General features: G+C 70.3%; 26 protein-coding genes. 13 read left to right on the top strand and 13 right to left on the bottom strand.

Going from position 1 to position 25,403, the window contains the following annotated elements; translation table 11 throughout:
- The first annotated feature begins 622 nt into the window (after positions 1-622).
- Positions 623-1,132 carry a DinB family protein gene (locus TR33_RS04000; RefSeq protein WP_042281494.1) on the top strand — a complete coding sequence of 170 codons (510 nt, stop codon included), beginning with the start codon at positions 623-625 and terminating at the stop codon, positions 1,130-1,132.
- 46 nt (positions 1,133-1,178) lie between these two features.
- On the opposite strand, the gene TR33_RS04005 is transcribed toward TR33_RS04000, so the two are convergent.
- Positions 1,179-1,619, bottom strand: a complete 441-nt coding sequence (locus TR33_RS04005) for a pyridoxamine 5'-phosphate oxidase family protein (protein WP_014913506.1) — start codon at positions 1,617-1,619, stop codon at positions 1,179-1,181.
- A gap of 130 nt (positions 1,620-1,749) precedes the next feature.
- Here TR33_RS04005 and TR33_RS04010 point away from each other — a divergent pair, with 130 nt between their 5' ends.
- On the top strand, positions 1,750-2,514 hold the full coding sequence (locus TR33_RS04010; protein WP_042281497.1) for a class I SAM-dependent methyltransferase: 765 nt from the start codon (positions 1,750-1,752) through the stop codon (positions 2,512-2,514).
- A 40-nt stretch (positions 2,515-2,554) separates the two neighbouring features.
- Here TR33_RS04010 and TR33_RS04015 read toward each other — a convergent pair whose 3' ends face one another.
- Positions 2,555-3,169, bottom strand: coding sequence for a hypothetical protein (locus TR33_RS04015; protein ID WP_042281498.1), 615 nt, complete (start codon positions 3,167-3,169; stop codon positions 2,555-2,557).
- A gap of 233 nt (positions 3,170-3,402) precedes the next feature.
- Between TR33_RS04015 and TR33_RS04020 the strand changes: the two genes are divergently transcribed.
- Positions 3,403-4,080, top strand: coding sequence for a helix-turn-helix domain-containing protein (locus tag TR33_RS04020; protein WP_042281500.1), 678 nt, complete (start codon positions 3,403-3,405; stop codon positions 4,078-4,080).
- A gap of 27 nt (positions 4,081-4,107) precedes the next feature.
- On the opposite strand, the gene TR33_RS04025 is transcribed toward TR33_RS04020, so the two are convergent.
- From TR33_RS04025 to TR33_RS04045, 5 genes are all read right to left on the bottom strand, one after another.
- Positions 4,108-5,280, bottom strand: a complete 1,173-nt coding sequence (locus tag TR33_RS04025; protein ID WP_042281501.1) for an SGNH/GDSL hydrolase family protein — start codon at positions 5,278-5,280, stop codon at positions 4,108-4,110.
- On the bottom strand, positions 5,277-5,879 hold the full coding sequence (locus TR33_RS04030; protein WP_042281503.1) for a TetR/AcrR family transcriptional regulator: 603 nt from the start codon (positions 5,877-5,879) through the stop codon (positions 5,277-5,279). Before TR33_RS04030 ends, TR33_RS04025 begins: the two co-directional genes overlap by 4 nt.
- Positions 5,880-6,302: 423 nt before the next feature.
- Entirely contained in the window at positions 6,303-6,950 is a 648-nt protein-coding gene (locus TR33_RS04035) for a nucleotidyltransferase domain-containing protein (protein ID WP_042281506.1), read from the bottom strand.
- Entirely contained in the window at positions 6,950-7,900 is a 951-nt protein-coding gene (locus TR33_RS04040) for a phosphotransferase (RefSeq protein WP_042281508.1), read from the bottom strand. Before TR33_RS04040 ends, TR33_RS04035 begins: the two co-directional genes overlap by 1 nt.
- Positions 7,897-8,757: a TetR/AcrR family transcriptional regulator gene (locus TR33_RS04045; RefSeq protein WP_017534895.1), complete on the bottom strand. Its 861-nt coding sequence runs from the start codon at positions 8,755-8,757 to the stop codon at positions 7,897-7,899. Before TR33_RS04045 ends, TR33_RS04040 begins: the two co-directional genes overlap by 4 nt.
- A gap of 62 nt (positions 8,758-8,819) precedes the next feature.
- Here TR33_RS04045 and TR33_RS04050 point away from each other — a divergent pair, with 62 nt between their 5' ends.
- The 3 genes from TR33_RS04050 to fabG all read left to right on the top strand — a co-directional run bounded on the left by TR33_RS04050 (position 8,820) and on the right by fabG (position 12,659).
- On the top strand, positions 8,820-11,120 hold the full coding sequence (locus tag TR33_RS04050) for an ATP-binding cassette domain-containing protein (RefSeq protein ID WP_042281512.1): 2,301 nt from the start codon (positions 8,820-8,822) through the stop codon (positions 11,118-11,120).
- Positions 11,121-11,173: 53 nt separating this feature from the next.
- A complete protein-coding gene (locus tag TR33_RS04055) occupies positions 11,174-11,716 on the top strand; it encodes an NUDIX hydrolase (RefSeq protein WP_042281515.1) in 543 nt (180 codons plus the stop codon).
- 181 nt (positions 11,717-11,897) lie between these two features.
- The gene (gene fabG / locus TR33_RS04060) at positions 11,898-12,659 is read left to right on the top strand and encodes a 3-oxoacyl-ACP reductase FabG (protein ID WP_042281519.1); all 762 of its coding nucleotides are present in this window, start codon (positions 11,898-11,900) and stop codon (positions 12,657-12,659) included.
- A gap of 16 nt (positions 12,660-12,675) precedes the next feature.
- On the opposite strand, the gene TR33_RS04065 is transcribed toward fabG, so the two are convergent.
- Positions 12,676-13,320: a class I SAM-dependent methyltransferase gene (locus tag TR33_RS04065; RefSeq protein WP_017534891.1), complete on the bottom strand. Its 645-nt coding sequence runs from the start codon at positions 13,318-13,320 to the stop codon at positions 12,676-12,678.
- A gap of 138 nt (positions 13,321-13,458) precedes the next feature.
- Between TR33_RS04065 and TR33_RS04070 the strand changes: the two genes are divergently transcribed.
- From TR33_RS04070 to TR33_RS26320, 3 genes are all read left to right on the top strand, one after another.
- A complete protein-coding gene (locus TR33_RS04070) occupies positions 13,459-14,238 on the top strand; it encodes an alpha/beta hydrolase (RefSeq protein WP_234305746.1) in 780 nt (259 codons plus the stop codon).
- Entirely contained in the window at positions 14,228-14,689 is a 462-nt protein-coding gene (locus TR33_RS04075; protein WP_042281523.1) for a hemerythrin domain-containing protein, read from the top strand. The genes TR33_RS04070 and TR33_RS04075 overlap by 11 nt, the downstream gene beginning before the upstream one ends.
- A 427-nt stretch (positions 14,690-15,116) precedes the next feature.
- Positions 15,117-16,691, top strand: a complete 1,575-nt coding sequence (locus tag TR33_RS26320; protein WP_159068768.1) for a hypothetical protein — start codon at positions 15,117-15,119, stop codon at positions 16,689-16,691.
- Positions 16,692-16,789: 98 nt separating this feature from the next.
- Here TR33_RS26320 and crcB read toward each other — a convergent pair whose 3' ends face one another.
- Positions 16,790-17,152, bottom strand: a complete 363-nt coding sequence (gene crcB / locus TR33_RS04090) for a fluoride efflux transporter CrcB (RefSeq protein ID WP_042281525.1) — start codon at positions 17,150-17,152, stop codon at positions 16,790-16,792.
- Positions 17,149-17,574 carry a fluoride efflux transporter FluC gene (locus TR33_RS04095; protein WP_108914110.1) on the bottom strand — a complete coding sequence of 142 codons (426 nt, stop codon included), beginning with the start codon at positions 17,572-17,574 and terminating at the stop codon, positions 17,149-17,151. The genes crcB and TR33_RS04095 overlap by 4 nt, the downstream gene beginning before the upstream one ends.
- A 164-nt stretch (positions 17,575-17,738) precedes the next feature.
- On the opposite strand from TR33_RS04095, the gene TR33_RS04100 reads away from it, so the two are divergent.
- Together TR33_RS04100 and TR33_RS04105 are read left to right on the top strand one after the other, a co-directional pair.
- A complete protein-coding gene (locus TR33_RS04100) occupies positions 17,739-18,395 on the top strand; it encodes a TetR/AcrR family transcriptional regulator (protein ID WP_042281530.1) in 657 nt (218 codons plus the stop codon).
- Complete coding sequence (locus TR33_RS04105; protein WP_042281533.1) at positions 18,392-19,576, top strand: acyltransferase family protein; 1,185 nt, start codon at positions 18,392-18,394, stop codon at positions 19,574-19,576. Before TR33_RS04100 ends, TR33_RS04105 begins: the two co-directional genes overlap by 4 nt.
- A 62-nt stretch (positions 19,577-19,638) precedes the next feature.
- Here the strand turns inward: TR33_RS04105 and TR33_RS04110 are convergent, their stop codons facing one another.
- A complete protein-coding gene (locus TR33_RS04110) occupies positions 19,639-20,841 on the bottom strand; it encodes an FAD-dependent oxidoreductase (RefSeq protein WP_042281536.1) in 1,203 nt (400 codons plus the stop codon).
- Between the two features lie 200 nt (positions 20,842-21,041).
- Here TR33_RS04110 and TR33_RS04115 point away from each other — a divergent pair, with 200 nt between their 5' ends.
- Positions 21,042-21,572, top strand: a complete 531-nt coding sequence (locus tag TR33_RS04115) for a sugar O-acetyltransferase (RefSeq protein ID WP_014908553.1) — start codon at positions 21,042-21,044, stop codon at positions 21,570-21,572.
- Positions 21,573-21,644: 72 nt separating this feature from the next.
- Here TR33_RS04115 and TR33_RS04120 read toward each other — a convergent pair whose 3' ends face one another.
- A complete protein-coding gene (locus TR33_RS04120) occupies positions 21,645-23,558 on the bottom strand; it encodes an ABC transporter ATP-binding protein (protein WP_042281539.1) in 1,914 nt (637 codons plus the stop codon).
- A gap of 154 nt (positions 23,559-23,712) precedes the next feature.
- On the opposite strand from TR33_RS04120, the gene TR33_RS04125 reads away from it, so the two are divergent.
- Entirely contained in the window at positions 23,713-24,603 is an 891-nt protein-coding gene (locus tag TR33_RS04125; protein ID WP_042281542.1) for an alpha/beta fold hydrolase, read from the top strand.
- Here TR33_RS04125 and TR33_RS04130 read toward each other — a convergent pair.
- Positions 24,582-25,310 carry a sensor domain-containing protein gene (locus TR33_RS04130; RefSeq protein WP_036568102.1) on the bottom strand — a complete coding sequence of 243 codons (729 nt, stop codon included), beginning with the start codon at positions 25,308-25,310 and terminating at the stop codon, positions 24,582-24,584. The genes TR33_RS04125 and TR33_RS04130 overlap by 22 nt on opposite strands.
- Positions 25,311-25,403 lie beyond the last annotated feature (93 nt).

The raw sequence follows: 25,403 nt of genomic DNA on the forward strand, positions 1-25,403 counted from the left end.
TCGGGGAGGGCGGATCTATCGCTCCCGCGTCGAAGCGCGAGAGGAGAAGTCGCCGAGAACCATGCCGATCGTCACGACGGGCCCTCTCCTGAAGATGGCTCAGAATTCTGACACGGCCCCTTCCCGCAGGCAAGCCCGGGCCGGTGTGCCCTTCGTCGCCCATGGGTGGAGCCCATCATCGGTGTCGCATCCGCCGATGGGCCTCGAGGGGAGGAACACCTCCTCGGCCCCGCCCGGGTTCGGTCGTGCTCGTCCGCGCCTGCTCCGAGGGGGCGGAGCCGCGAAAGGAGGCCGGGGCCCGTGTGAGGGCACCGCGCGCGTCAGCGCGACCGTTGAGGGTGGTGGAGGGTGACGTGGGATCGGGGCCGCGCCGTAGGCGTCCGTTGAGGGTGGTGGAGGGTGACGTGGGATCCGGTCCGCGCGCGTCAGCGCGTCCGTTGAGGGTGGTGGAGGGCGACGTGGGATCCGGGCCGCGCCGTAGGCGTCCGTTGAGGGTGGTGGAGGGTGACGGGTGGGCGTTGCCGAACTCCGTGATCAGTCCACATGGCGACCTGGGGTTCCGCTGCTCCGGCCCCGCTATTTCCGTTGTGCTCGAAGGAGGCCGGGTCTAGGGTCGACGCTCATGAACGACGATCCCCGTGTGGACCCGCCCCTCATCGCCGACGAACGCACCATGCTCACCACCTGGCTGGACTGGCACCGCCGGACCCTGGAGTTCAAGTGCCGGGGGCTGAGCGAAGCGCGACTGCGCGAACGTTCCGTCCCGCCCTCGCCGATGTCCCTGTTGGGTCTGGTCCGGCACATGGCCTGGGTGGAGCACGTCTGGTTCCGGTGGGTCCTGGAGGGCGACGACGTGCCGAGCCGGATCAAGAGCCTGGAGAACCGTGAGGCCGATTTCCAGGACGTGGACACCGCCTCGATCGAGGAGGCCTTCGCCCTGTGGCACGCCGAGATCGACCACGCCCGTGAGCTCTCCGCCTCCCTGCCCTTGGACGCGATCGGCGCGGGTCGTCGACACGGCGAGGAGTACTCCCACCGCTGGATCCTGGTCCACATGATCGAGGAGTACGCCCGCCACAACGGGCACGCCGACCTTCTTCGCGAACGCATCGACGGGGTCACCGGCGAGTGAGCCGGCCTCTCGCCGGGGAGCACCCTCCACGAGCGTGGCCGAAGGGTCAGGCCGTACTTCTGGACAGGTCCTTGACGATGACGCGTTCCGGGTCGAAGCGCACCAGTAGCGCGTCGTCGGCGAAATAGCGGAAGTCCGGGTGCCAGGAGGTCTCGTCGTCGCCCAGATAGCGGCGTAGCTTACGGCGGGCCAGGGCCGGGTCGAAGGGCACCGTGCGGGCCTCGCCCTTCATGATCACCTGGAGGAACTCCTGGCGTTCCAGGTCGCAGGTGTCCACGACGACGGCGGTGCGCGGGTCGCGCGCCAGGTGTCGGGAGAGGATCGAGTAGTCGCCGGTGATCCACCACATCGCGCCCTCCTCCCACAGGAACCAGACCGGTCTGACCGCGGGGGCTCCGGAGGAGTCGTTGGTGGCGACGCGGGCCACCAGGGGGCGGGCCAGGAAGGCGTCGACGTCGAAGGGGTGGGGGAGGGTTCCGGGTTCCATACCCTCACCCTAGGTTCGGGACCACGCCCGGGAAAGGGCCTTTCTCCACCTGTGGACGACGGGCCGGTCGGGCCCGCGGCGAAGCCGAAAACCCGGTGACGCAAGGAGCACCATCGTCGACAATGCCCCCATGGTCGATCGACACTTCTCCCTGCCCTCCATGGCCGAGCTCTACGACCACTTCCACTTCTGGGGATGCTCCCCTGACGACGACTTCTACCTCGAGGCGGTGATGGAGGCCCGATCGGTACTGGATGTGGGGTGCGGTACCGGTCTGCTGCTGCGTAAGGCCCGCGAGCACGGCCACACCGGACGGCTGGTCGGGCTGGACCCGGCCGACGCCATGCTGGCGGTGGGCCGCCGGGACCGTGACGACGTCGAATGGTCCCTCGGGGATCTGATCGAGGGGCCTTACGACGGTGAGGCGCCCCGGCCGGAGGAGGGCGGGTTCGACCTGGTGGTGATGACCGGTCATGCCTTCCAGGTGTTCCTCACCGACGAGGAGACACGGCGGAACCTGTCCCGGGTGCGGCGGCTGCTCGCCCCCGAGGGCCGGTTGATCTTCGAGACCCGTAACCCGGCGGCGCGTGGATGGGAGGCGTGGAACCCGGAGCGGGTCCGGACGGTGCGGGGACCCGAAGGGCGTTCCGCCACCTCGGTCCACCGGTTGGAGCGGGTGGAGGGGGATCTGGTCACCTTCACCTCCACTTACACGCTGGAGGGGTGGGGGGAGATCGGGTCGAGCCGCAGCACGCTGCGCTTTCCCGTTGCCGGAACGGTCCGGAGCCTTCTGGGCGAGGCGGGTTTGAGAACGGCCGCGCTGTACGGGTACTGGGATCGGAGTCCGCTGACCGATACGAGCGAGGAGATCATCGTCTTCGCCCGCCCCGCCTGAGGTCACCGTCCTCGGAGCGTTTCCGAGGACGGTGACCTGTTCAGTACAGGAGGTTGTAGGTGACGGCCTCGATCAGCGCGATACCGAGGAGCAGGACGACGATGGCCGGGTAGAGACGCAGGTTGTCCCCGATCCCGGCCCGGTATCCGGCCAGGGCCGAGGGGAGCCCCCGCCGCCGGTGTTCGAAGGTGGACCGCCACAGGACCACGGACCCCAGCGCCGCCAGGACGTAGGCCTGGATCTCGATCACGAACACGGGCGCGACGGCGAGGACCGCGATGCCCTCGTCGATCGTGGCGGGGGCGGTCCACATGCCGATCTCCACGACGCGCCATACCGTCGCGGCCACACCGAAGAAGGGGATGACCAGTGAGGGCAGGGTCGTCGTCAGCAGGGCGGCGAACAGCAGGTTGGCCAGGAACGTCAGCAACGTCGTCGTCATGATGTCGCCGGAGGCGTAGGCGTCGGTGACGATGGACAGGACCGGCGCGTTCAGGAAGGCCTCTCGCCGTTCCTGTCCCACTTCGCGCATCCCGGGAACGTGAGGGGTCACGATCATCATCGCGATGAGGACGCCGTAGACGACGACGTTGAGCAGGAGGTAGGCCCTCCGGTTCTCCCGCAGCACGCTTCGGAGGCCGTCGTAGGTTCTCATGGGCGTGTCTCCTGGTGTCGCGGGCGGCGTGAGAGCGGTATCCGGCGGGTTCGAAGAGGTCGGTGGGTCGGTGGCTCCGGAGGTGAGGTACCGGACGAGGTCGGGTGGAAGAGGATGTTCCTTTGCACGCGACAAGCTCAGACCATGACGTCGCGTCAGGGTCAAGTTCGGGACGTATCGGTTCCGAACATCGCGGTTCCGGCACCTCGTCTTCGAGGGGAGAATGGACCGCGATGCGCATCGGAGAACTCGCGGATCTGGCCGGTGTGACCGTCCGGACCGTCCGCTACTACCACCAGAAGGACGTCCTTCCCGAGCCCGCGCGTCGCGCCAACGGCTATCGGGAGTACACGGTGGACCACCTCGTGGCCCTCGTGCGGATCCGGTGGCTCACGCGGTCGGGTCTGTCCTTGGCGCAGGCCGGCGCGATCGTGGCCGACTCCGTGGAGGCCTCGACGGACGCCGTCCTCGACGAGGTCGACGAGGCCCTGCGTCTGCGGATCGTCGCGCTCGCCGATCAGCGCCGGCGTCTGGCCGAAGCCAGGTCAGGGCGCCATCTCGGGCTTTCGAGTTTGGCCGCCGCCCTGTCCACGAAACCGGCCGATATCCCGATCTCCACGCTCTACGCCCATCTGCACACCGATCAGGGGCAGGCCGATCGTCTGACGGAGGTGTTGCGGCGGCCCGAGGTGCGGTCGGCGCTCATCGCGGCCCAGGCCCGTTTCGACGCCGTCGACGAGAGTACCCCCGAAGAAGAGCTCGACCGGCTCGAAGAGGAGATGCGGGGCCTGGCCGCCGAGCTCGTGCGCGACGTGCCGACCGTGGTCGAGCGGCACTCTCATCTCCTCCTCGAACTGGCCGAACGGGATCTGAACGCGGGGCAGCGGGCGCTCCTTCGACGGCTCGCCTGAGGTCGTCTTCGCCCGCCCCGCCTGAGGTCACCGGCCCCGGAGGGCGAAGGGCCCTTCGGGGCCGAAGGCCCGCTCGGCGAAGCGCTCGCCGATCCGTCGGTGGGCCGCGGTGTCGGGGTGCAGTCCGTCGGGCAGGGGGAGTTCGACGGAGTCCTCCTCCCCGTACAGCGCGCGTCCGTCCAGGTAGGACAGGTGGGGGTCCGACTCCGCCCGTTCGCCCACGATGCGTTCCAGTTCCCGCCGGATGGTGGTGAGCGTGAGCCGGGTGGGGTCGGAGGGATCTCCCGTGGCCTTGAAACCGACCCGCCCTTGGGCGAGCGCCTCGGGGTCCATAGCGCCCGGGCCCGGGGTGTGCTCGTGGATGGGGCAGTACAGCGCCGAGATCACCAACAGCGGGGTCTCGGGGTGCCCTTCGCGCAGGGTGTCGAGGAAGCCGTGCACCGCCGGGCCCAGGGCGCGCAGGCGTATCAGGTCGGCGTTGGCCAGGTTGATCCCGAGCTTGACGCTGAGCAGGTCGGCGGAGGTCTCGCGCATGGCGCGGGCCGTGAACGGGTCCAGGAGGGCGCCGCCGCCCAGGCCCAGGTTGATCAGGTCGACCCCGCCCCGGTCCGCGGCGATGACCGGCCAGATGGTGGTGGGGCTCACGGCGTCGGATCCGTGGCTGATGGAGCTGCCGTGGTGCAGCCATACCGGGCGGCCCGAGGGCGGTGCCGGGGCGATGGGGGCGTCGGCGCGCAGTTCGACGAGTTCGGTGGTCTCGTTGTGGGGCAGCCAGATCTCGACGTCCTTGTCGCGGTCGGCGAGCCCTTCGAAGCGCAGGGTTCCGGCCTGGCCGCGTCCGGGCGTGAAGGTGCCGGCGGCGACGTCGATCTCCAGGACGTCACCGCCGGACACGGTGCCCCGGCCTACGAGCTCGCCGTCGACGCGAAGGTCGTAGACGCCGTCCGGGCGGGGCGGGACCCCCACGTAGAGGCGTTTGGTGGGGATGGTGTCCAGTTCGATGACGGTGGCGCGGGTGCGCAGGGCCAGCCGCACCCCGGAGGGTTGGGACTCGACCATGGCCATCTGCGGGTCGGTGTTCTGGGCCCGGGCCCGGGCGGGCAGTCGGTGGGGGAGCAGGCCCCGGTCGGTGCGTTCCAGCTCGTGGGCGCCTCGGATCAGTTCCGGGACCAGGGGCGTGGTGGTCAGGGGTGTGTTCATGGTGTGGGGCCTTGGTCGGTGGGAGGGACGGAGGGCGCGGGCCAGTGGCGCAGGAGGGCGTCCAGCGCGTCCAGGGTGCGGGTCCAGGTCTGTTCGGTGTCCGGGGCGCTGTGGTCGAAGCCGCCGCCGCTCTCCAGGCTCACGTAGCCGTGGAAGACGCTGCCGAGCAGGCGTACCGCGTGGGTGCGGTCCGGTTCGTCCAGGTCGTAGCCGCGCAGAACGGCCCGGGTCATGCGGGCGTGCCGGGGGCCGGCGCTGTTCGCGGCGGTCTCGGGGTCCAGGCGGTACCGGGCGGCGGTGTAGCGGCCGGGGTGTTCGCGCGCGTAGTCGCGGTAGACGTTCGCCAGCGCGGTCAGGGCGTCCTTGCCCGAGCGGCCCGCCACCGCGTCGGAGGCCCGGTCGGCGAGTTCCTCCAGGGCCAGGAGCGCGATGCGGACCTTGAGGTCCTCGGAGTTCCTCATGTGCGAGTACAGGCTGGCGGCCTTGACGTCGAAGCGTCGGGCCAGTTCGGAGACGGTGACCTGTTCGAAGCCCACCTCGTCCGCCAGTTCCGCTCCGGCCTCGGTCAGACGTCGGGCGTTCAGTGTCGGTCGTTCCATGCCCCTCCCTCGTTCGCCTAAGGGGATCATATATCCACCTAAAGGCTTTAGGTGGATCGCTGATTCCCGTAGGTGGAGGTGGTGCTCGCCACCGTGAAGCCCTCCGGCCGACCATAGGGGCGTGGCGCGGGCGAGGTCGGGCCCCAGAGCCGGGGATGTCGCCCAGGAACCGGTCCGTGATCTCGCGTGGACGCCCCGTGGACCGTGCGCGAGGTGTTCGACCACACCTCCACCGCGCCTTCGGGCAGGCGGGTGCGGGACCCTTCCACGTCTCAGGGCATAGGGTGGCCTCCTCCCGACGAGAGGGGACACCCGTGTTCTTCTTCTACAACAGCCGTTGGGGCTGTCTGACGTCGCTGCTGATCTCGGTCGCCCTGAGCCTGCTCCTGATGTACCTGCTCGGCTGGATCTGAGCGATCCTCCTCAACACCCCTCCATGCGGAGCCGGTCGATCCAGGGGTGCTCGTCATGGACCAGGGACAGGGCCTCGGCGAGCCATCGACGTTGTTCGGAGCCCAGCACGGGCAGGACCTCGGAGAAGTCCCGTTCGTCCTTGGCCCGCGTCCCTCGGGCCTTGTACAGCAGCGGTATCTCGGGCACCTGGTAGGGGATTCCGTCCGGGGAGCGCCCTCCCAGCCTGGCCACGGGAAGCCGGATCCGTCCGTCCCTTCGATAGACCCAATCGTCCCCTTCGGCGGCGTCGAGCATGAACTGAAGACGCCAGGGGGCGGACGGGCCGGGGCGGCACCAGATGTCGTGGACCCGCGGCGGCAGGGTCTCGCCCACCCGCCAGGGACGCAGGGTCCCGGGCGGATCGGCGGCCCACCACTCCCAGTCGGCGAGCACCTCCTGGACCACGTGCCGATCGCGCCGGAGCAGCAGGACGTCGATGTCCTCGTGCGGACGGAATCGGTGTCCGACGGCGAACTCGATGGCGTGACCGCCGGAGATCCACCACGGGGAGGCGACGCCCTCGAACAGGTCCGCCACCTCCCGAGGGGACAGCGGATCCCAGGGGCCCCACGGGTCCCCGATCGTCCTCGCGGACGCCGCCCCTTCGCCCTCCGACATCAGCCTTCCAGGCCCGCGGCGAAGGGGGTCCGCCGCCACTGCTCGACCATCGGCAGCAGGTAGCCGGCCAGGTCGGGAAGGTGCGGCGTGAGCGAGAGGAAGGCGATGGTCCGCAGCGCGCCCACGGCGTCGACGAACCGCATCACGTCCTCGTCCAACGGCCTCATGCCGTTGCTCCGGGCGCCGCGGTCGTAGGCCTCCCGGAACTCCGGGCCCAGGCTCGCCATGTCCCACTCCACCGGCCCCGAGGTGACCATCTCGAAGTCGGCGTAGAGGGCGCCGTCCACCGTCGGCATGATGTTCGCCGCGGGGCAGTCGCCGTGGACCGTCTGGACGTCGATCCCGGGGAAGCGCTTCTCGAACGCCTCACGCGAGCTCACCAGGGGTTCCAGGATCCGCCATTCGCGGCGGGCCCGGTCCAGGTCCTGCGGGCCGATCAGGTCGGGGCGCTCGCCGAGGCGTTCGAGGCCCTCGGTGACGAACCACGGTTCGGCCGAGGACAGGAAGGGGATCGATCCCGGGTAGGAGCGCAGCGCGGCGTGCAGGTCGGGCACGGTGGCGGCGTTGGCCACGTAGTCGGTCTCCGCCGTCCGGTCCTCCTCCACGAACGCCCAGAACGTCATCGAGAACCCGTCCCGACGCACGGGCTCGCGCGGCACCAGGGGACTGGGGACGGTCACGGGCACACCCTGATCGGCGAGCCACCGAGACACGTCCAGCTCCTCCTGTTGGCGTCGTGCCAGGGAGTCGAGGTCGGTGGAGCCGGGCAGGACGACGGGGATCCGGGCCACGACCGGTGACGGGGCGAGGTGGACGACGACGGAGAACAGTTCGTAGAGCACCTTCGCGTCGGCCACGTCGAGCCCGAGATCGCGTCCGGCGCCCACGGCGGCGTCGAAGGCGGCCGTGGTGCGTCGGGAGATCTGTTCGGGGGTCATGTCATCGGTCATGGGGCGATGTTTCCATGATCGTCTTCGGCCGGGCGATCGATTTTCCCCGTGGCGTCGATCCGTCGCTGTACGCCGTCCAGCAGCGAGTCGAGTCCGAAACGGAGCACCTCCCAGGCCTCCTGCTCCAGGTAGGGCTCGTCGGGGTCGTCGTTGTCGAAGGCCCCGGCCTCGGTGAGCAGGGTCAGGACGGGGAAACGCTCCTGGAAGTCCTCGACGATCTCCTCCAGCTGCCCGGAGCGGGCGTACCACCACTCGTCCTCGGGCACACCGGTCACGACCGGGGCCTGACGGGCCTCGGCGGCGGTGCGGACCATGCCCCGGACCAGGTTGAGGAGGCTGCCGTAGGCGTTGCTGACGGCCCGGGGTTCGAGCCCCGCGCCGTGGAAGAGCGTGGCCAGCGACTCGAAGAGCCGGTACTCGTTGGGGCCCAGCACCGGTCGGGCCTGGGAGATCTCCAGGGTCCAGGGGTGTTCGAGGTAGAAGTACCACAGGCGCGCGGTCCAGGTATGGACCTGTTCGCGCCAGCCCAGGCCCTTCACCGTGTTCTCGGCCGCGTCCTGTTCGAGACGGTCGGCCAGAGGCGCGAAGGCCGCGTCGTACATCAGGTCGATGAGTTCGTTCTTGCTGGCCACGTAGGTGTACAGGGACATCGCCGTGCGTCCCAGGCGTTCGCCCACCGCCCGCATCGACAGGGCCTGGAGCCCTTGGGCGTCGGCGATCTCGATGGCGGTGCGCACCACCAGATCCACGCTCAGTTCCGGCCTGGGGCCGGGGGCGGTGCGTTCGCCCTCCTCCTGCTCGCGCCAGAGCAGGGTCATGGACCGGCGGGGGTCTCCCTGGCCCGCGTAGATCACCACTTGCGTCTCCTTACGGAATAAACTAACCTTCGCCAGCTGTTAGTTTATCGCATAAGGCATCGATGGACCTCGAGCATCAGGGGAGAAGCTTGACCTCCGAACCCGTCCTCCAAGCCGATATCCACGACACCATCCAGGTGCGCGGGGCCCGGGAGAACAACCTCGACGACGTGTCCGTGGACATCCCCAAGAGACGGCTGACCGTCTTCACCGGCCTCTCCGGCTCGGGGAAGTCCTCACTCGTCTTCGGCACCATCGCCGCCGAATCCCAGCGGCTCATCAACGAGACCTACAGCGCCTTCGTCCAGGGGTTCATGCCGAGCCTGGGCCGCCCCGACGTGGACGCCCTGCGCAACCTCAGCGCGGCCATCATCGTCGACCAGGAGCGCATGGGCGCCAACTCGCGCTCGACCGTGGGGACCGCCACCGACGCCCACGCCATGCTGCGCATCGTCTTCAGCCGGGTCGGCAGCCCGCGCCTGGAGCCCTCCAGCGTGTTCAGCTTCAACAGCTCCGAGGGTATGTGCCCCGAATGCGAGGGGCTGGGGCGCACCAACCGGATCGACCGGGAGGAGCTCTTCGACCGCTCCCTCTCCCTGAACGAGGGCGCCATCACCGTCCCCGGATACACCGTGGACAGCTGGTACTGGCAGGTCTTCGTCAACTCCGGGCTGTTGGACCCCGACAAGCGGCTGGCCGACTACACCGACGAGGAGTGGCACACCTTCCTCCACCTGCCCGTCACCAAGGTCAAGGTCGGCAAGAACTCCTTCTCCTACGAAGGTCTGATCCCCAAGCTCAAGCGGACCTACCTGACCAAGGAACGCGAGAAGATGCAGCCCGCGATCCGCGCCTTCGTGGACCGCGCGGTGCGCTTCTCGGTCTGCCCCGAATGCGAGGGCACCCGCCTCAACGAGGCCGCCCGAGGGGTGAAGGTCGCCGGACGCACCATCACCGAATGCGCCTCCATGCAGATCGACGACCTGGCGGCGTTCGTGCGCACCATCGACGACCCGGGCGTCAAACCGCTGGTGGACAACCTCGGCGACACCCTGGACTCCCTGGTGGAGGTGGGTCTGGGCTACCTGAGCCTGGACCGGGAATCGGGCACCCTGTCGGGCGGCGAGGCCCAGCGCGTCAAGATGGTCCGTCACCTGGGATCCAGCCTCAGCGACATCACCTACGTCTTCGACGAGCCCACCGTGGGTCTGCACCCGCACGATATCGAGCGGATGAACCGGCTCCTGCTCGGCCTGCGCGACAAGGGCAACACCGTGCTGGTGGTCGAGCACAAGCCCGAGACGATCGCCATCGCCGACCACGTCGTGGACCTGGGGCCGGGGGCGGGCCCCTCGGGCGGCACCGTCACCTACACCGGTGACGTGGCCGGGCTGCGCGCCTCGGGCACCCTCACCGGCCGCCATCTGGATCACCGCGCCCACCTGAAGGAGAGCGTGCGCGCCCCTGCCGGACACATGGCCGTTCGAGGGGCGAACGGCCACAACCTCAAGGACGTCTCCGTGGACATCCCGCTGGGGGTGCTCACCGTGGTCACCGGTGTGGCCGGATCGGGCAAGAGCTCGCTCGTCCACGGCTCCCTGCCCGGCCGCGAGGGGGTGGTGGTCGTCGACCAGTCGGCGATCCGCGGCTCCCGACGCTCCAACCCGGCCACCTACACCGGGCTGCTCGACCCCATCCGGACCGCCTTCGCCCGCGCCAACGAGGTCAAGCCGTCCCTGTTCAGCGCCAACTCCGAGGGCGCCTGCCCCGAGTGCAAGGGCGCCGGCGTCGTCTACACCGACCTGGCGATGATGGCCGGTGTGGCCTCCACCTGTGAGAAGTGCGAGGGGCGCCGGTTCAAGGCCGAGGTGCTCCGGCACAGGCTGCGCGGTAAGGACATCAGCGAGGTGCTGTCGATGTCGGTCGAGGCGGCGCGGGAGTTCTTCACCGGCGGCAACGCCCGCACCATCCTGGACCGGCTGCACGACGTGGGTCTGGGCTACCTCGGTCTGGGCCAGCCCCTGACCACGCTCTCCGGCGGTGAGCGCCAACGGCTGAAGCTGGCGATTTCCATGGCCGAGCGGGGCGCGGTGTACGTGCTGGACGAGCCCACCACCGGTCTGCACCTGGCCGACGTGGACCGGCTGTTGGCCCTCCTGGATCGCCTGGTGGAGGACGGCAACACCGTGGTGGTGATCGAACACCACCAGGCGGTCATGGCCCACGCCGACCACATCATCGACCTGGGGCCCGGGGCCGGGCACGACGGCGGTCGGATCGTGTTCGAGGGGAGCCCGACCGAACTGGTGAACGGGGCGGACACCCTGACCGCCCGACACCTGCGCTCCTACCTGGAGCGTTGATCCGGACGGGGCGGGGGCTCGGCGAGGTGCCCCCGCCCCGTCATACTGCCCGCATGACGAACCCGATGGACCCCTCCCTCGCACCGTTCTCACGGATCAAGATCCGGGTCGGCGCGCTCGTGTTCTGCGAAGAGCGGGTGGCCCTCATCCGCCGCGACCGCCCCGACTCGGTCCACTACACGCCGCCCGGCGGGAACGTGGAGCCCGGCGAGGACCTGGAGGTCGCGCTCCGGCGCGAGTTGGAGGAGGAGTTGGCGCTGGACCCGGCCGAGGTCGGATCCCCGGAGCTTTTGTGGGTCGTGGACCAGCGGGTCACCCGCCCCGGCCGGACCCCCTCGCCCCGCAAGCTGCACCTGCTCTACCGGCTGCACATCGCCCCCGCCGTCCAGGAGGGGCTGGCGAAGGAGGAGTACGACCTTCAGGCCGACGGGTCCTATGAGGTCGGTGTCGTCGAGTGGGTGCACCACCGGGACACCGCGGAGCTGCCGCTCTTCCCGCCGATCGGACCGGCCCTGGCGTCCCTGCCCGATCCCCGCGCGGTGGTGGCCGACGCCTCCTTGGGCGCGGTCACCGACGAGGACCACACCTGGGTGTGATCGGCACCGGTGGGGTTCGCGCGCCGTTCGTTCTCATCGCGCGGACCCCACCGCCGGAACCCGCCCCTCCATGAGCTCCGTACCGGTGTCGGAGGATTCGGTGTGCCCTCCTCTTCTCCCGGATGCCCGAGCGTGCTTGGGTGGTCACGATGGGTCGGGATCGAACGCGTGAGGCGGTGCCATGTCGGAGGAACGACGGTCGGTGTTGGTGACCGGAGGGACCAGGGGGATCGGCGCCGGGATCGCCCGGGCGTTCGCACGGGCCGGAGACCGGGTGGTCATCACCGGACGGGACGAGGAGCGGACGCGGGAGGCCGCCGGGAACCTTCCCGGGGTGGAGTGGGCGGTGGGCGACGTCTCCCGGGCCGCCGATTGCGCCCGCATCGTCGAGGAGGTCGTCGAACGCACGGGCGGCCTGGACGTGCTCTGCACCAACGCGGGCGTCTTCCCCTCGTCCCCGCTGGCGACGATGACCGAGGCCGAACTCGACGAGGTGATCGGCACCAACCTGAAGGGGACGATGCTGATGGTGCGTGCGGCGATGGAGCCCCTGGCCGCCTCCGACCGGGGAAGGGTGGTGATCACCTCCTCCATCACCGGACCCCTGACCGGCTACGCGGGCTGGTCCCACTACGGGGCCACCAAGGCCGCCCAGTTGGGGTTCATGCGCAGCGCGGCCCTGGAGTTGGCGCCGCGCGGTGTCACCGTCAACGCGGTGATGCCGGGCAACGTGCGGACCGAGGGGCTGGCCGAACTGGGGGAGGAGTACCTGGAGCGCATGCGTTCGGTGGTGCCGCTGGGGCGGTTGGGCGAGGTGGAGGACATCGCTCAGGCCTGTCTGTTCCTGGCCGGTCCGGGGGCCTCCTTCATCACCGGTCAGGCGCTGGTCGTGGACGGCGGCCAGGTGCTGCCCGAGGAGCCCGAGGCGCTGGTCGGCCCGTAGTGAGGGTGACGGGGGTTCAGGCGGGGCGGTCGTAGACCAGCGTGTACCGCCAGAACAGGCCTCGTCGGATCCGGGCCCCGGGCAGCTCTCGACGGACCGCTGTACGGATCTCGGTGAGGCTCTCGCGCGGCGCCGCCGTGGGGGCCCTCATGTGCGGGGGCGGTTCGGTCACGGCCCGGGGCTGTACCACCATCCCCACCAGGGGGTTCAGGAGCGCCGAGACCAGCGCGAGGAGCAGGTCGACCGGGCCCTCCTCCCGGTGGCAGCCCACGATCACCAGACGTCCCTTCGGTGCCAACGCCTCCCTCAGGGCACGCAGGGTCGGCTCCAACGGCAGGTGGTGCAGGACGGCGACCAGGGTGATCGCGTCCCAGCCGGAGCCGACCTCTTCGTCGAACCCTCTCTGGAGGATGGTGACGCCGGGGGTGCGCGCGAAGCGCTCCCGTGCCCGGCGGGCGGTGTCGGGGTCGGGTTCCAGACCGGTCACCTCCGGCGCCCCGCGCCTCAGCCGGTCGATGAGGTGACCGGTCCCGCACCCCACGTCCAGGACACGGCGGGCCCCGATGGCGCCCGCCTTGTGGGCCGCCCAAGGGCCGTAGAGGTCGTTGTGGCTCCAGGGGTGGCGCCGGTTGAACCGGTCCAGTCGGTCGAGGAGGGACATGCCGGCCACGGTAGCGGAGGCCGCCCACCCGCCTCGGTGGCACGAGGCGACCGCCTCTCGGGCTCCGGCTATAGTTTCGGTCAGCGTCGCGTGCCGGTGACGAACGGATCGTCAGGCATGGAGGCGTCGTATCGAAAGGTGGCTTCGGCCATTTCCACCCCGATTTCACAGAAGATCGAGCTCTACCCCGCCGAGGACCGGTTCCTCGGCCCCCGCCCCGCCGTCCTCGTTCTGCCCGGCGGAGGTTTCCGGGAACTCCCACCCCATGAGGGCGAAGGCTACGCCCGCTGGCTGTCCGGCCTTGGAATCCACGCCTTCGTCCTGTCCTACCGGTTGCTGCCGCACCGGTTCCCGGCCCCGCTCGAAGACGCCCGGGCCGCGTTGGACCACGTTCGCGACGGTGACCACGGCCTCGATATCGGCCGGGTCGGCGTACTCGGATCGAGCGCGGGCGGCCAACTGGCCGGTCTGCTCATGACCGGCCGGGTCCTGTCCATCGAGGAGGGCGTCACCGCTCCGCCCCGACCGGACTTCGCGATCCTGCCCTACGCGTTGGCCGACCTGGACCTGTTGCCGCCGCCGGTGGTCGAGAACCTGCTCGGCGACCTGCTGCCCCTCAAGGACGAGCTGTCCCCGGCCAGGCACGTGGACTCCTCGGTGTGTCCGACCTTCGTGTGGGCCACCGCCCAGGACCCTCCGGGCCTGCCCAACACCCTGGAGTGGACCCGCGCTCTGGCGGCGGCCGGGGTCCGGGTCGAGTCGCACGTCTACCCGGACGGCGGTCACGGTATCGGGCTGGCCGACGGTGTGGAGTACGGCGGCGCGTCGCACGAGCTCATCGCGAACGTGCCGCACACCGCGTCCTGGACGAGCGCCTGCGCGGCCTGGCTGCGACGGGAGGGCGTCCTTGTCGACTGAGCGCGCCACCGCCTGGGGCGAGGAACTGCGTCGGGTGCACGGCAAACTGCGCCATGCGCTGGTGTTGGCCAGGGCGGGGTTGGACGGCGGCGATCCCGCCGATGTGGCCACCGACCTGTTGCTGTTCTGCCACGGATTCTGCGCGGCCCTGTCCGGCCACCATCGCGCCGAGGACGGTTCGCTGTTCCCGGAGCTGCTTCGGGCGCGGCCCGATCTGGCGCCGGTGGTCGCGAAGCTGTCCCAGGACCACAACATGATCGAGCACCTCATCGGTGAACTGCGCACGGCCGTGGCCGACTCGGCCGATCCGGAGGTGGCGCACCGCCATCTGGACGGGATCGAGGCGGTCATGGAGACGCACTTCAAGTACGAGGAGAAGCAGATCGGGGCGGTGTTGGACGGCATGGACGCCGACTTCGACCGCGCCGAGGTCTTCGGTCCGATCAACTGAGTCGTGGCCCGTTCGCCCCGCCGTCGGGCGGTGTGGGCGGGCCATGCTCGTTCCCCCGAAGCAGAAAAGGGGCATTTCCCTACATTGAAGCAATGGGGGGAGAATTGTCGAAGGAACTGCTTTTCTTGCCTTTGTGTGCACCGGTCGTTCGGCCGTTCTTTTTTTCGGACGAATTCGAGCGAAAGACCGGCGTACTCGTGTTCGATTCGCTAACTTGAGGCACGACAAGAAAACCCGGCCGGTGCGCGAACACCGGGCCGGGTTGTGGTCGAGCCTCGCCGTGACGGGCGGGCGACCGTGCCACTTTCCTGCCTTAGACCCAGGAAGGCGACTCATCATGGAGTCTACCTCTCCCCCCGCCGCTTCTACCGCCGATCACGCGAAAACCTTCACGCGAATCCTTCCGCGCAGGCGTCGCATCGGCACGATGCGGGGCATCGGTTTCATTCCGGGCCTGTGGTTGCAGAAGGCGCGCCGCGAGCGCCGGTTCGCCAGGATGCGCGCCTTCTGCGCCGCCACGATCATCGCCGACGCGGTGGACCCCGACGGCGGCTTCTGCTTCTTCCACCTGGACACGATGGTCGAACGCTCCGGTGGGATGCTCAGTCTCTCCAGCGCCCAGCGCGGGATCGTCGATCTGATCGAGGCCGGCATGGTCCGCAAACTCGACCCGGCACAGGCCCGGATCTTCTTCGCCCGGGAGATCGCCCGGGGACGCTCGCCGCACCGCCTGCCCTGTGTACTGGAGCTGTTGATCCCGATGGAGGACTTTCCCGAACCGGTCCTGGCCGAGATCAACGAGGCCCGCGCCGCCTTGGGGGAGGAGCCGTTGACCCGGTTCAATCGGCCCCGGCTCCGGCCGCCGCCTCCTCGCCCCGCCACCCGGAAGACGGACGAGAAAAAGGAGCGGCGAGAGGAGGAGTGGGAGGACTACTGCGACGAGGGCCGCTGGGATACGGAGGCGCCGGAGCCGTTCTACGAGGAGGATCTGGACGTGAGCCGGGAGAACGCTCTCGGCGAGGAGAACCCCTTCCACGATGAGGGCTCCTCGTATGAGGAGGGCCGGGGCATGGGCGATCCGGAGCCGCCCGATGAGGAGGATCCGCTCGCGCTCGAAGGGGAGCGGACCGCGGAATCGACCCCTGGTCGATCTGACATGGGCCCCCGGTCAGATCGACCTACAGACCTGTTCCCTGGTGAGGGTTTCCAGGAAGAGGAGGTCGCTGAATCCGTCCGTGGGCGGGAGGGTACAGGGCGCGCGCACCCGCGCGAGGAGCCCCCGGGCGAGGAGAAGCCCCGCGAGCGGCGTCCACGTGGGCGGGGCGTCTACGGACGGATCGCACTCATTCCCGACGGTCTTCTACTGGATCCGCCCACGGACCGGGAGCGGCTGGAGGGGGCGGTGGAGAGGCTCACCCGGCGCGGCCTGGAGCCACGGGAACTGTTGTCCCTGTTCAGGGGGGTGGAGAGCCTACGGCGGCCCTTTCCGGCGTTGATGAGGCGCTTGAGGAGCCCGGAGTCGGCGCGGGCCTTCCTGGACGGGAGGCTGAGCACCTTCGGAGTGTCCGGGGCGCTCGACCCACGGGCCGCGATGGAGGGGGCCGATCCGTCGCGGGACACGCCGGGGTTCGCCCTCGATTCCCAGGGCAGGGCGAACCTGACCTGCCCGAGCCATCCGAGCGTCCGCAACGTGCCCGGAGGGAGGTGTGCGGGCTGTGGGGGGCCTTGTCGCAGCACGCCGGGGGAGGAGCTCCCGCCCCCGCCGGTCGCCGACGTCGGGACCGAGGGTGTCGCGCGCGAGGCCCCTGAGGCGGTGGCCGTGGAGGAGCCCCGCGAGGTCGAGGGCTTCGATCCGGACCCGGTGTTGGCCGCCAGGATGCGGGAGTCCCTGGCCCGGGGAGGGAGCCCCGTTCCCGCACCGAGGGGTTCGGAGAAGGACTCGGGCTTCTCGGCACGGCGGCGGGAGATCATCGGTCGGCTCCGGGAACGGCTCGCCGGATGAGCGGGGCGACTCGTGAAGGCGTCCGTTCAGGAGAGCAGCCGACCCGGCGGCCGGCCGGGCGCTACCTCCGATCCCGGGCCTTGAGGGCCGGGTCATGTTCACGACAACAGCAGGGCGGTGAGGTGCAGCCCGCACCAGGCCGCCCCCAGGCCCGCCACCAGGTGTGCGAGCACCGAGATCAGGGCTCGCAGCCGGGCGCCGGTCCGGGTGAGCTGCACGGTCTCGTAGGCGAAGGTGGAGTAGGTGGTCAGGGCCCCGCAGAAGCCGACGCCCAGCAGGGCGGTCGCCTCGGCGGGCAGCGGCAGCGCCATGACCACGCCCAGCATGAGGCTGCCGGCCACGTTCACGGCCAGGGTGCCCCAGGGGAAGTCCTCGCCCAGCCGACGCTTGAGGAACAGGTCCACCAGGAACCGCAGCGGGGCGCCCACGGCCGCGCCCAGGGCCACCATCAGCGTGGTCACGGGTTCCTCCCGCCGCCGTGGGCGAGCACCCGGTGCGCCAGGGACGAGGCGGCCCAGGCCGCCGTCAGCGCGCCGATCAGGGTCAGGGCCAGGTAGGCGAACGCGGTGAGCGGAAAGCCCCGTTCCAGGGCGGTGACCACGTCCACGCCGTAGGCGGAGAAGGTCGTGTACCCGCCGAGGAGGCCCACGCCGAGGAACGGGCGCGTGTAGGGGTTGCGCGGCCACCGGTGGACGATCAGTTCCATGAGCACGCCGATGAGCAGGCTGCCGGTGACGTTGATGGCCAGGGTGGTCCAGGAGACCCCGGAGGCGGCGTGCGGCCAGAGGAGGTCCAGTCCGTGTCGGGCCGAGGCGCCCAGGGCACCGCCGAGCGCGACCCAGGCGAGGACCGGCCATGGGAGGCCTGATGCGGGTCGGGTCATGGAATCCATCTTCCACCCGCCTGCGACCTGGTCGTCCTCGGGCGCGGGGGTGGTGTGCCGGCCCTTTTCCTCGGGGTCGGCGTGCGTGATCGCTCGGGGGCGGGCCAGGGGCGGTTCAGGGGGATCCCCCATGGTTTTCAGGCCGCCCGTGCTAAATTCTGGCCATGCGGTCAAAAAATAAGCCGGACGGTCAGAAGAGGTCCTTCATCGAGAGGGCCCGCAGGGAACAGATCATCGACGCCGCGGTGCGCACCATCGCCGAGCTCGGTTATCCCAACGCCTCTCTGGCCCGGATCGCGCGGACGGCGGGGATCAGCAAGGGCGTGATCTCCTACCACTTCGAGGGCAAGGACGAGCTGATGGACCAGGTGGTGATGGACGTCTACACCGAGATCGGTGAGACGGTCGTGCCCCGGATGATGGCCCAGGACAGTAGTTCGGAGGCCCTGCGCGTCCACATCCGCGGTGTGGCCGAGTACGCGCTGGAGCACCGCGAGCGCATGGCGGCCCTGGCCCAGATCTTCATCCACGCCCGCGACGCCCGGGGGAACCCCCGCTACGGCGGCCTCCAGGCCGAGCCCCTGTACGAGGGGTTGGAGAACCTCTACCGGGCGGGCCAGGAGAGCGGAGAGTTCCGCGACTTCGACGTGCGCGTGATGGCGGTCAGCCAGCAGTCGGCCGTGGACGGCATGTTCGAGTACTGGCGGGTGCACCCCGACCACGACCTGTCGGCGCACGCGGAGCAACTGGCCGACCTCCTCCTCCACGCGATCCGGGTCGAACCGTCGTCCCCAGCCCCACCCACCACGAGGTCACCATGACATCGACCACCGAACCCTCCACGGGCGACGTCTCGCCCCCGACCCCCCGATCCCGTCTGCACTACGTCGACCATCTGCGCGTGGTGCTCACGATCCTGGTCGTGCTGCACCACGCGGCCGTCACCTACGGCAACATCCCGGTGTGGTTCTACACCGAACCCGCGCAGGACCCCTCCGGGGTGCTGCTGGACGTGTTCGTGATCGTCAACCAGACGTTCTTCATGGGCATGTTCTTCCTCATCGCCGGCTACTTCGTGCCGGGCGCCTTCGACCGCAAGGGGCGGCGCGGGTTCGTCCGCGAACGCCTGGTCCGTCTGGGCGTCCCCCTCCTGCTGTTCCTGATCCTGTTGCGTCCGATCGCGATGGCGCCGGCCTACTCCGAGATCCTTCAGGCCGAACCCGACCTGCCGTTGTGGCTGCTCTACCTGCTCAGCGTCGACCCGGGGCCGCTCTGGTTCGTCGAGGTGCTGCTGGTGATGAGCCTGGTCTACTCACTGGTGCGCCGGCTGCGCGATCGCCGTTCGGCCGTGACCGTCCCCGAAGCCGTGTCGGCGACCGGAGCCCCTTCCGAGCGGGGTCCGCTGCGCTGGTTCGTGCCCGTGCTGGTGTTCGCCGTGGGTCTGGGGCTGGTCACCTTCCTGTGGCGGTGGGCCTTCCCCGCGCCCTATTGGCCGGTGGTGGGGCTGCCCAGCCCCGGCTACCTGCCCCAGTACGTCTCCCTGTTCGTGGTGGGGATCCTCGCCTATCGCGGTGATTGGGCGCGGCGTCTGCCCGGCCGGGCCGGTCCCGTCGGGCTGGTGATGGCCCTGGTCGCCCTGGTCGTGATGGCCGTGGGGATGGCGGGGCCGCTCGACGAGGCGGCGCTGACCCCCGGCTCCTGGCAGGCGCTGGTCCAGATCCTGGTGGAGTCCTTCTTCACCCTGGGCGTGATCCTGGCGCTGCTGGTGTCCTTCCGCCGGTTCGTGAACCGGAGCGGCCGCCTGTGGCGTTTCCTGTCCGACAACGCCTTCGCCGTGTACGTGCTGCACGCGGTGGTGCTGGTGGGGCTCGGTCTGGCCCTGAGCGGCTGGGAGGCCGCCGCGGTGACCAAGTTCGCCGCCCTGTCCGCCCTGGCGGTGCCGCTGTGCTGGGCGAGCGCCGCGCTGATCCGAACGATCCCCGGCGTCCGCAAGGTGCTGTGAGCGTTCCGTGTCCGTGCGGGGCCGTCCTCTTGGAAGGGGGGCGGCCCCGCCGTCGTTCTCGGTCAGGGGCGGGGGAGCGCGTGTTCGACAGGGGCACCGGCTCGCAGGCGTTCGCTGACGCTCGTCATGAGGCCTTCGAACACGCGGGTGGGCAGGCCGGAGGGCAGGAGGGCGGCTCCGCGCAGCGCCGCCTCGCTCTGGGCCAGGGTGCGCGGACCGGAGGTGGCCACCCCTCGGGTCGCCATGGTCGAGGCCAGCCGGGCCTGGCGCGCGCGTCGACGGGGGTAGGCGTGCTGGAGGGCCTCACGTCCCGCCCGGGTGGTGAGGTCGGCGGTGGGAAGTAGACGGGTCAGCAGGGAGACGTCCTCCAACGCCTGTCCTGCTCCCTGGGCCAGGATGGGCGGCATCGCGTGGGCGGCGTCGCCGATCAGCAGGACGCGGCCGTGCCCCCAGCGGCGTCCGACCCGGTGTCTGCGATGGGGGAAGAGTTCCAGGTCGTGCTCGGTCAGGTGGGCCAGCAGCGTGGTGACGGGTTCGGCCCAGCCCGCGTAGTGCTCGCGCAGCAGGGGCAGGGCCCGGTCGGGGCGGTTCAGGTCGGCGTCGGGGGTGTGTCGCAGGTCGATGAGCCACTGCACCCGGCCCCGGCCCGCGGGGTTGAAGCCGACCCCGCCCCGGCGGCCCATGTACAGGCGGGATCGGGAGGCCAGGTCCAGGGGAAGTGTGGAGGTCAGCCCCTGCCAGGTGGCCGCGCCCGTGGTCTCGGCCCCGGGGAGAGGGGCGGGCAGGGCGGCGCGTACGGCGGAGTTGACCCCGTCTGCGCCGATGAGCAGGTCGGCGGTGTACTCGCGGCCCTCGGAGGTGCGGACCCGTACGTGGTCCTCGCCCTCGTGCACGTGGGTCAGGCGGGCCCCGTAGTGGAGGATCTCCTCGGGGAGGTCCCGCAGGAGGCGCCGGTGCAGGTTCCGGCGGGGGACGCCCAGGACCGGGGCGTCGAAGCGGGTCTCCAGTCGGGTGGTGTCGACCGACATCAGCGCGCGGCCGCGGGCGCTGTACACGTCGACCGCCTCGATGCGTTCTCCCAGGGCGGTCGGGTCCACGCCGAGGTCTTTCAGGACGGCGGTGCCGTTGCTCCACAGGACGATCGCGCAGCCGCCGTCACGGGCGGCCGGGGCGCGTTCCAGGACGGTGATCCGGTGGCCCTGGTTGCCGAGGGCGAGCGCGGCGGCGGCCCCCGCGATTCCGGCTCCGGCGACGAGAACGTGCATGCCCACTCCTCTACCAGGTGTAGTACTACCGACTGTAGTTGCAAGAGGTGTGGAGCGGAACCCCCCTCCGCGCCCCTTTCTCGGGTTCAGCGCCCCGGGAGTACCTCGATCCTGGAGACCTGCGCGTCGCGGGGGGCACCCTCTAGGGTCGTGGGTCCACCGTTCGAAAGGACCTTTCGTTGACCAGTCAGAAGGAACGCATGCTCGCCGGTGAGCCCTACCGGGTCGATGACGAGGTGGCCGCCGACTCCGTTCGCGCGCAGAAACTGATGGAGCGCTTCAACACCACCGCCCCCGACGACCCGCAAGGTCGCGCCGAGGCCCTGGCCGACCTGCTCGGCGAGGTGGGCGAAGGGGGAGACGTGCGCCCTCCGCTGTCGGTGGACCTGGGCTACCGGATCACCCTCGGAGACCACGTCTTCGTCAACTACGGGGCGGTCATGCTGGACGTGGCGCCGATCAGGATCGGCTCCCACACCCAGATCGGCCCCAACGTCCAACTGCTCACCCCCACCCACCCCCTGGACCCCGAGGAGCGCAAGGCCGGCTGGGAGTCGGCCGAGCCCATCACCATCGGTGAGAACGTGTGGCTGGGCGGCGGGGTCATCGTCTGCCCCGGCGTGACCATCGGCGACAACACCGTCGTCGGCGCCGGCGCGGTGGTCTCCCGCGACCTGCCCGCGAACGTGGTCGCCGTCGGCAACCCCGCCAGGGTGATCAAGAGCCTCTAGACAGGCCTCTGGACAAGGCCGTCTCCCCGGTGTGGCGCCACCGGGGAGACGGGGTTCGGGGGAGGGCCGGCGTCAACCGGCCGTGGGGACGGCCTCGGTGTCCTCCTCGGAGCCGTCCTGCGCGGTGCCCTGGGCGAACTGGGTGCGGTACAGCTCCGCGTAGCGGCCGTCGCGGTTCAGCAGCTCGGCGTGGGCGCCCCGCTCGACGATCCGTCCCTGTTCCACGACCAGGATCTCGTCGGCGGCCCGGATCGTCGAGAGCCGGTGGGCGATGACCAGGGCGGTGCGCCCCTCCAGCGCCTCGGTCAGAGCGGCCTGGACGGCGGCCTCGGAGGTGGAGTCCAGAGCCGAGGTGGCCTCGTCCAGGATCACGACCTCGGGGTCGGTGAGCAGCAGTCGGGCGATGGTCAGACGCTGGCGTTCACCGCCCGAGAAGCGGTAGCCGCGTTCGCCCACCACCGTGTCCAGCCCGTCGGGCAGATCGGCGACCAGGGAGTCCAGGCGGGCGCGGCGCAGCGCCTCCCAGATCCGTTCGTCGTCGGTCTCCGGCGCCCCCAGGGTGAGGTTGGAGCGGATGGACTCGTGGAAGAGGTGGCCGTCCTGGGTCACCATGCCCAGGTTCGCGCGGATGGACTCGAAGGTCAGCTCGCGCACGTCGACGCCGCCCAGGCGTACGCTGCCCGAGTCCACGTCGTACAGGCGCGGGGTGAGCTGGGCGATGGTCGACTTGCCCGCTCCGGAGGAGCCGACCAGCGCCACCGTCCGACCGGGTTCGACCTTGAAGGAGACCTCGCGCAGAACGGGCCCGTGGTCGGTGGTGTCCAGGGTCGCGACCTCCTCCAGGGAGGCCAGGGAGACCTTGTCGGCGGTGGGGTAGCCGAAGGTGACGGAGTCGAACTCCAGGGAGACCGGCCCCTCGGGGACGGGTCGGGCGTCGGGACGTTCGTCGACCAGGGGCTTGAGATCGAGGATCTCGAAGACGCGGCTGAAGCTGACCAGGGCGCTCATCACCTCGACCCGGGCCCCGGCCAGAGCGGTCAGCGGGGCGTAGAGCCGGGTCAGGAGCATGCCCATCGCCACGACGGTGCCGGCGTCCAGGGTTCCGGCCAGGGCGTGGTAGCCGCCGAGCCCGTACACCAGGGCCAGCGCCAGCGCCGAGACCAGGGTCAACGCGGTGAAGAGGACCTCTTGGACCATCGCGGTGCGCACACCGATGTCGCGGACCCGGGAGGCCCGGCGGGCGAACTCCGAGGACTCCTCGTCGGGCCGGCCGAAGAGCTTGACCAGGGTGGCGCCGGGCGCGGAGAAGCGCTCGGTCATCTGGGTGCCCATGGCGGCGTTGTGCAGGGTGCGTTCGCGTTCGATCCTGGCCAGGCGGGCGCCCATGCGTCGGGCGGGCAGGACGAAGACCGGGAGCAGGACCAGGGCCAACAGGGTGATCTGCCAGGACAGGGTCATCATGACGACCAGGGCCAGGACCAGGGTGACCAGGTTGCTCATCACGCCCGAGAGCACGTCGCTGAAGGCCCGTTGGGCACCGATGACGTCGTTGTTGAGCCGGCTGACCAGGGCTCCGGTGCGGGTGCGGGTGAAGAAGGCGACCGGCATGCGCTGGACGTGGTCGTAGACGGTGGTGCGCAGGTCCAGGATGAGCCCTTCGCCCACGTGCGCGGAGAGCCACCGGACGACCAGGCCCAGGACGGCCTCGGTGATGGCGACCAGGGCGATGAGCCCGGCCAGCAGCAGTACGGGGCCGAGGGCGGAGCCGTCGACGATGGCGTTGACGACCCGGCCGGCCAGGAGCGGTGCGGCCACGGCCAGGGCGGCGGTCACCACGCTCAGGGCCAGGAACCAGACCAGTCGTCGGGAGTGGGGACGGGCGAAGCCGGCGATCCTGCGCAGCACCGGTAGGGAGAAGGGCCGTCGATCCTCCTCGGCGTGCATCGCGTGGTAGATGGAGTTCCACGCGGCCATTTCCATGCTCATCGGTCCCACCGATCGTTCGGGGCTCGGGTTCCCTCGAACCATAGAACCTCAACATTGATTGAGGTCAACTTCCTCGTCGACATTCCCCAAAATTCCCTTTGTGGTTCTCGCAGAGGGAAGTTTAGGGTTGCTTCACGAACTCAAGGGAGGATTCATGGTGGAGATCTACCGCACCGAGGAGGCCGGCCGCCGCGCCCTCGAGCGCTACCGTCGCGAACTGGCCCACTGGCCCGTACCCGCCGACCATCTGAAGATCGCCACCCGGGAGGGGGAGACCTTCGTCCTGGCCAGCGGCCCGCCCGGGGCTCCGGCCCTGGTCCTGCTGCACGGCGCCGGCGCCAACGCTGCGGCCTGGCGAGAGGACGTCACCGCCTGGTCCGCGCACTTTCGGGTGTACGCGGTGGACCTGATCGGCGAACCCGGTCTGAGCGCCCCCGCACGGCCGGACCCGACCACCGAGGCGACGGCGCTGTGGCTGGACGACGTCCTGGACGGGCTCGGCCTCGATCGGATCCTGTCGGTGGGGACCTCCCTGGGCGGTTGGACGGCGCTGGACCACGCGATCCGCAGACCCGGCCGTGTCGAAGCGCTCTGCCTGCTCTGCCCCGCGGGGATCGGACGGGAACGTCGGTGGAGCCTGGCGGGCGCGGCCCTGTCGACCCTGTTCGGAGAGCGCGGACGCCGTAGGGCCGTGCGGACCATGACCGGCCTGGACCGTCCCGGGGATCGGGCCATGCTGGAGGCGGTGTTCGAGAACTTCTCCGACTTTCGTCCGCGCACCGCGCGCCTGCCGCTCGTCTCCGACGCCGACCTGCGCTCACTGGCCATGCCGGTACAGGTGATCGTGGGCGAGCGCGACCGGATGTTCGATTCGGCGCGGACCCTGCGCCGCGTACGCGCTCACGTGCCGCACGCCCGAACCCTCTCCCTGCCCGGGGTGGGCCACGCGGTGCTCGGTCAGACCGGCCCGGTCCTGGAGTTCCTCCTCGACCGGGCCGACGGGGAGCACCCTTCACACCCTCCTCAGGACATCGGGGATTCCTGACGGGCCGAGACGTAGCGTCGCCGATGGGTATCGCGCCTCTGACCCTCCGCCCCGGCGTTCCTCTCCCGGGAGGTGAGCACCCGAGCGGTCACCTCCTCGGGGGCCAGGAGCAACAGCCGGGACAGCGACGAACTCGTCCAGGCCAGCACACGCAGGGCCATCGGCAGGGTGAGGGCGAACAGGAGCCCGCCGACCAGATAGACCGCCAGGGTGGCCAGCGCCGGACTCTCGGGAAGCAGGAATCGGCCCACCTCGGTGTAGCCGGGGACCAGGTAGAGCGTCCAGCCCCAGAGCGGATAGAGCAGTCCGCCCAGGGCCAGCGCCCACCAGGCCGCGGCCAGGACGGCACCGATCGTCGCCGGGATCGGGCACAGCAGCGCGTGCAGCACGTCGGACCAGCTGCGACCGCAGGTCAACGGGGCCAGGAGGCGGCGCGCCGTGCCCGCCCGAGCAGGAACCCCCCGATAGGGGAGTCGGACCACCGGTCGCCCGTACAGGTCCGACAGGCGTAGGCGTTCCAGGTGGGCGAACCCTCGAGCCAGGACCAGGGTCCCGGAGAGCACCGCCAGCCCCGCCAACAGCACGGCGGTACCGATTCCGAGGGCCAGACCGGCCGCGACCAGGGCGAAGGAGACGAGGGACAGGGGCAGGCCGAGTAAGAGATAGCGGGTCTCGCGGATCACGCGAACGAAGAGAAGCGCTCTCATGCCTTCGAAGCTACGTCCGGGAACGCGCCCTGTCAGGACCCCGTGCCCGAGGTTCCGTGGTGGTGCCGGCACCACCACGGAACCTCTCCGCTC

The organism is Nocardiopsis alba, assembly GCF_000710955.1.
In the GTDB taxonomy this organism is placed as follows: Bacteria; Actinomycetota; Actinomycetes; order Streptosporangiales; family Streptosporangiaceae; genus Nocardiopsis; species Nocardiopsis alba.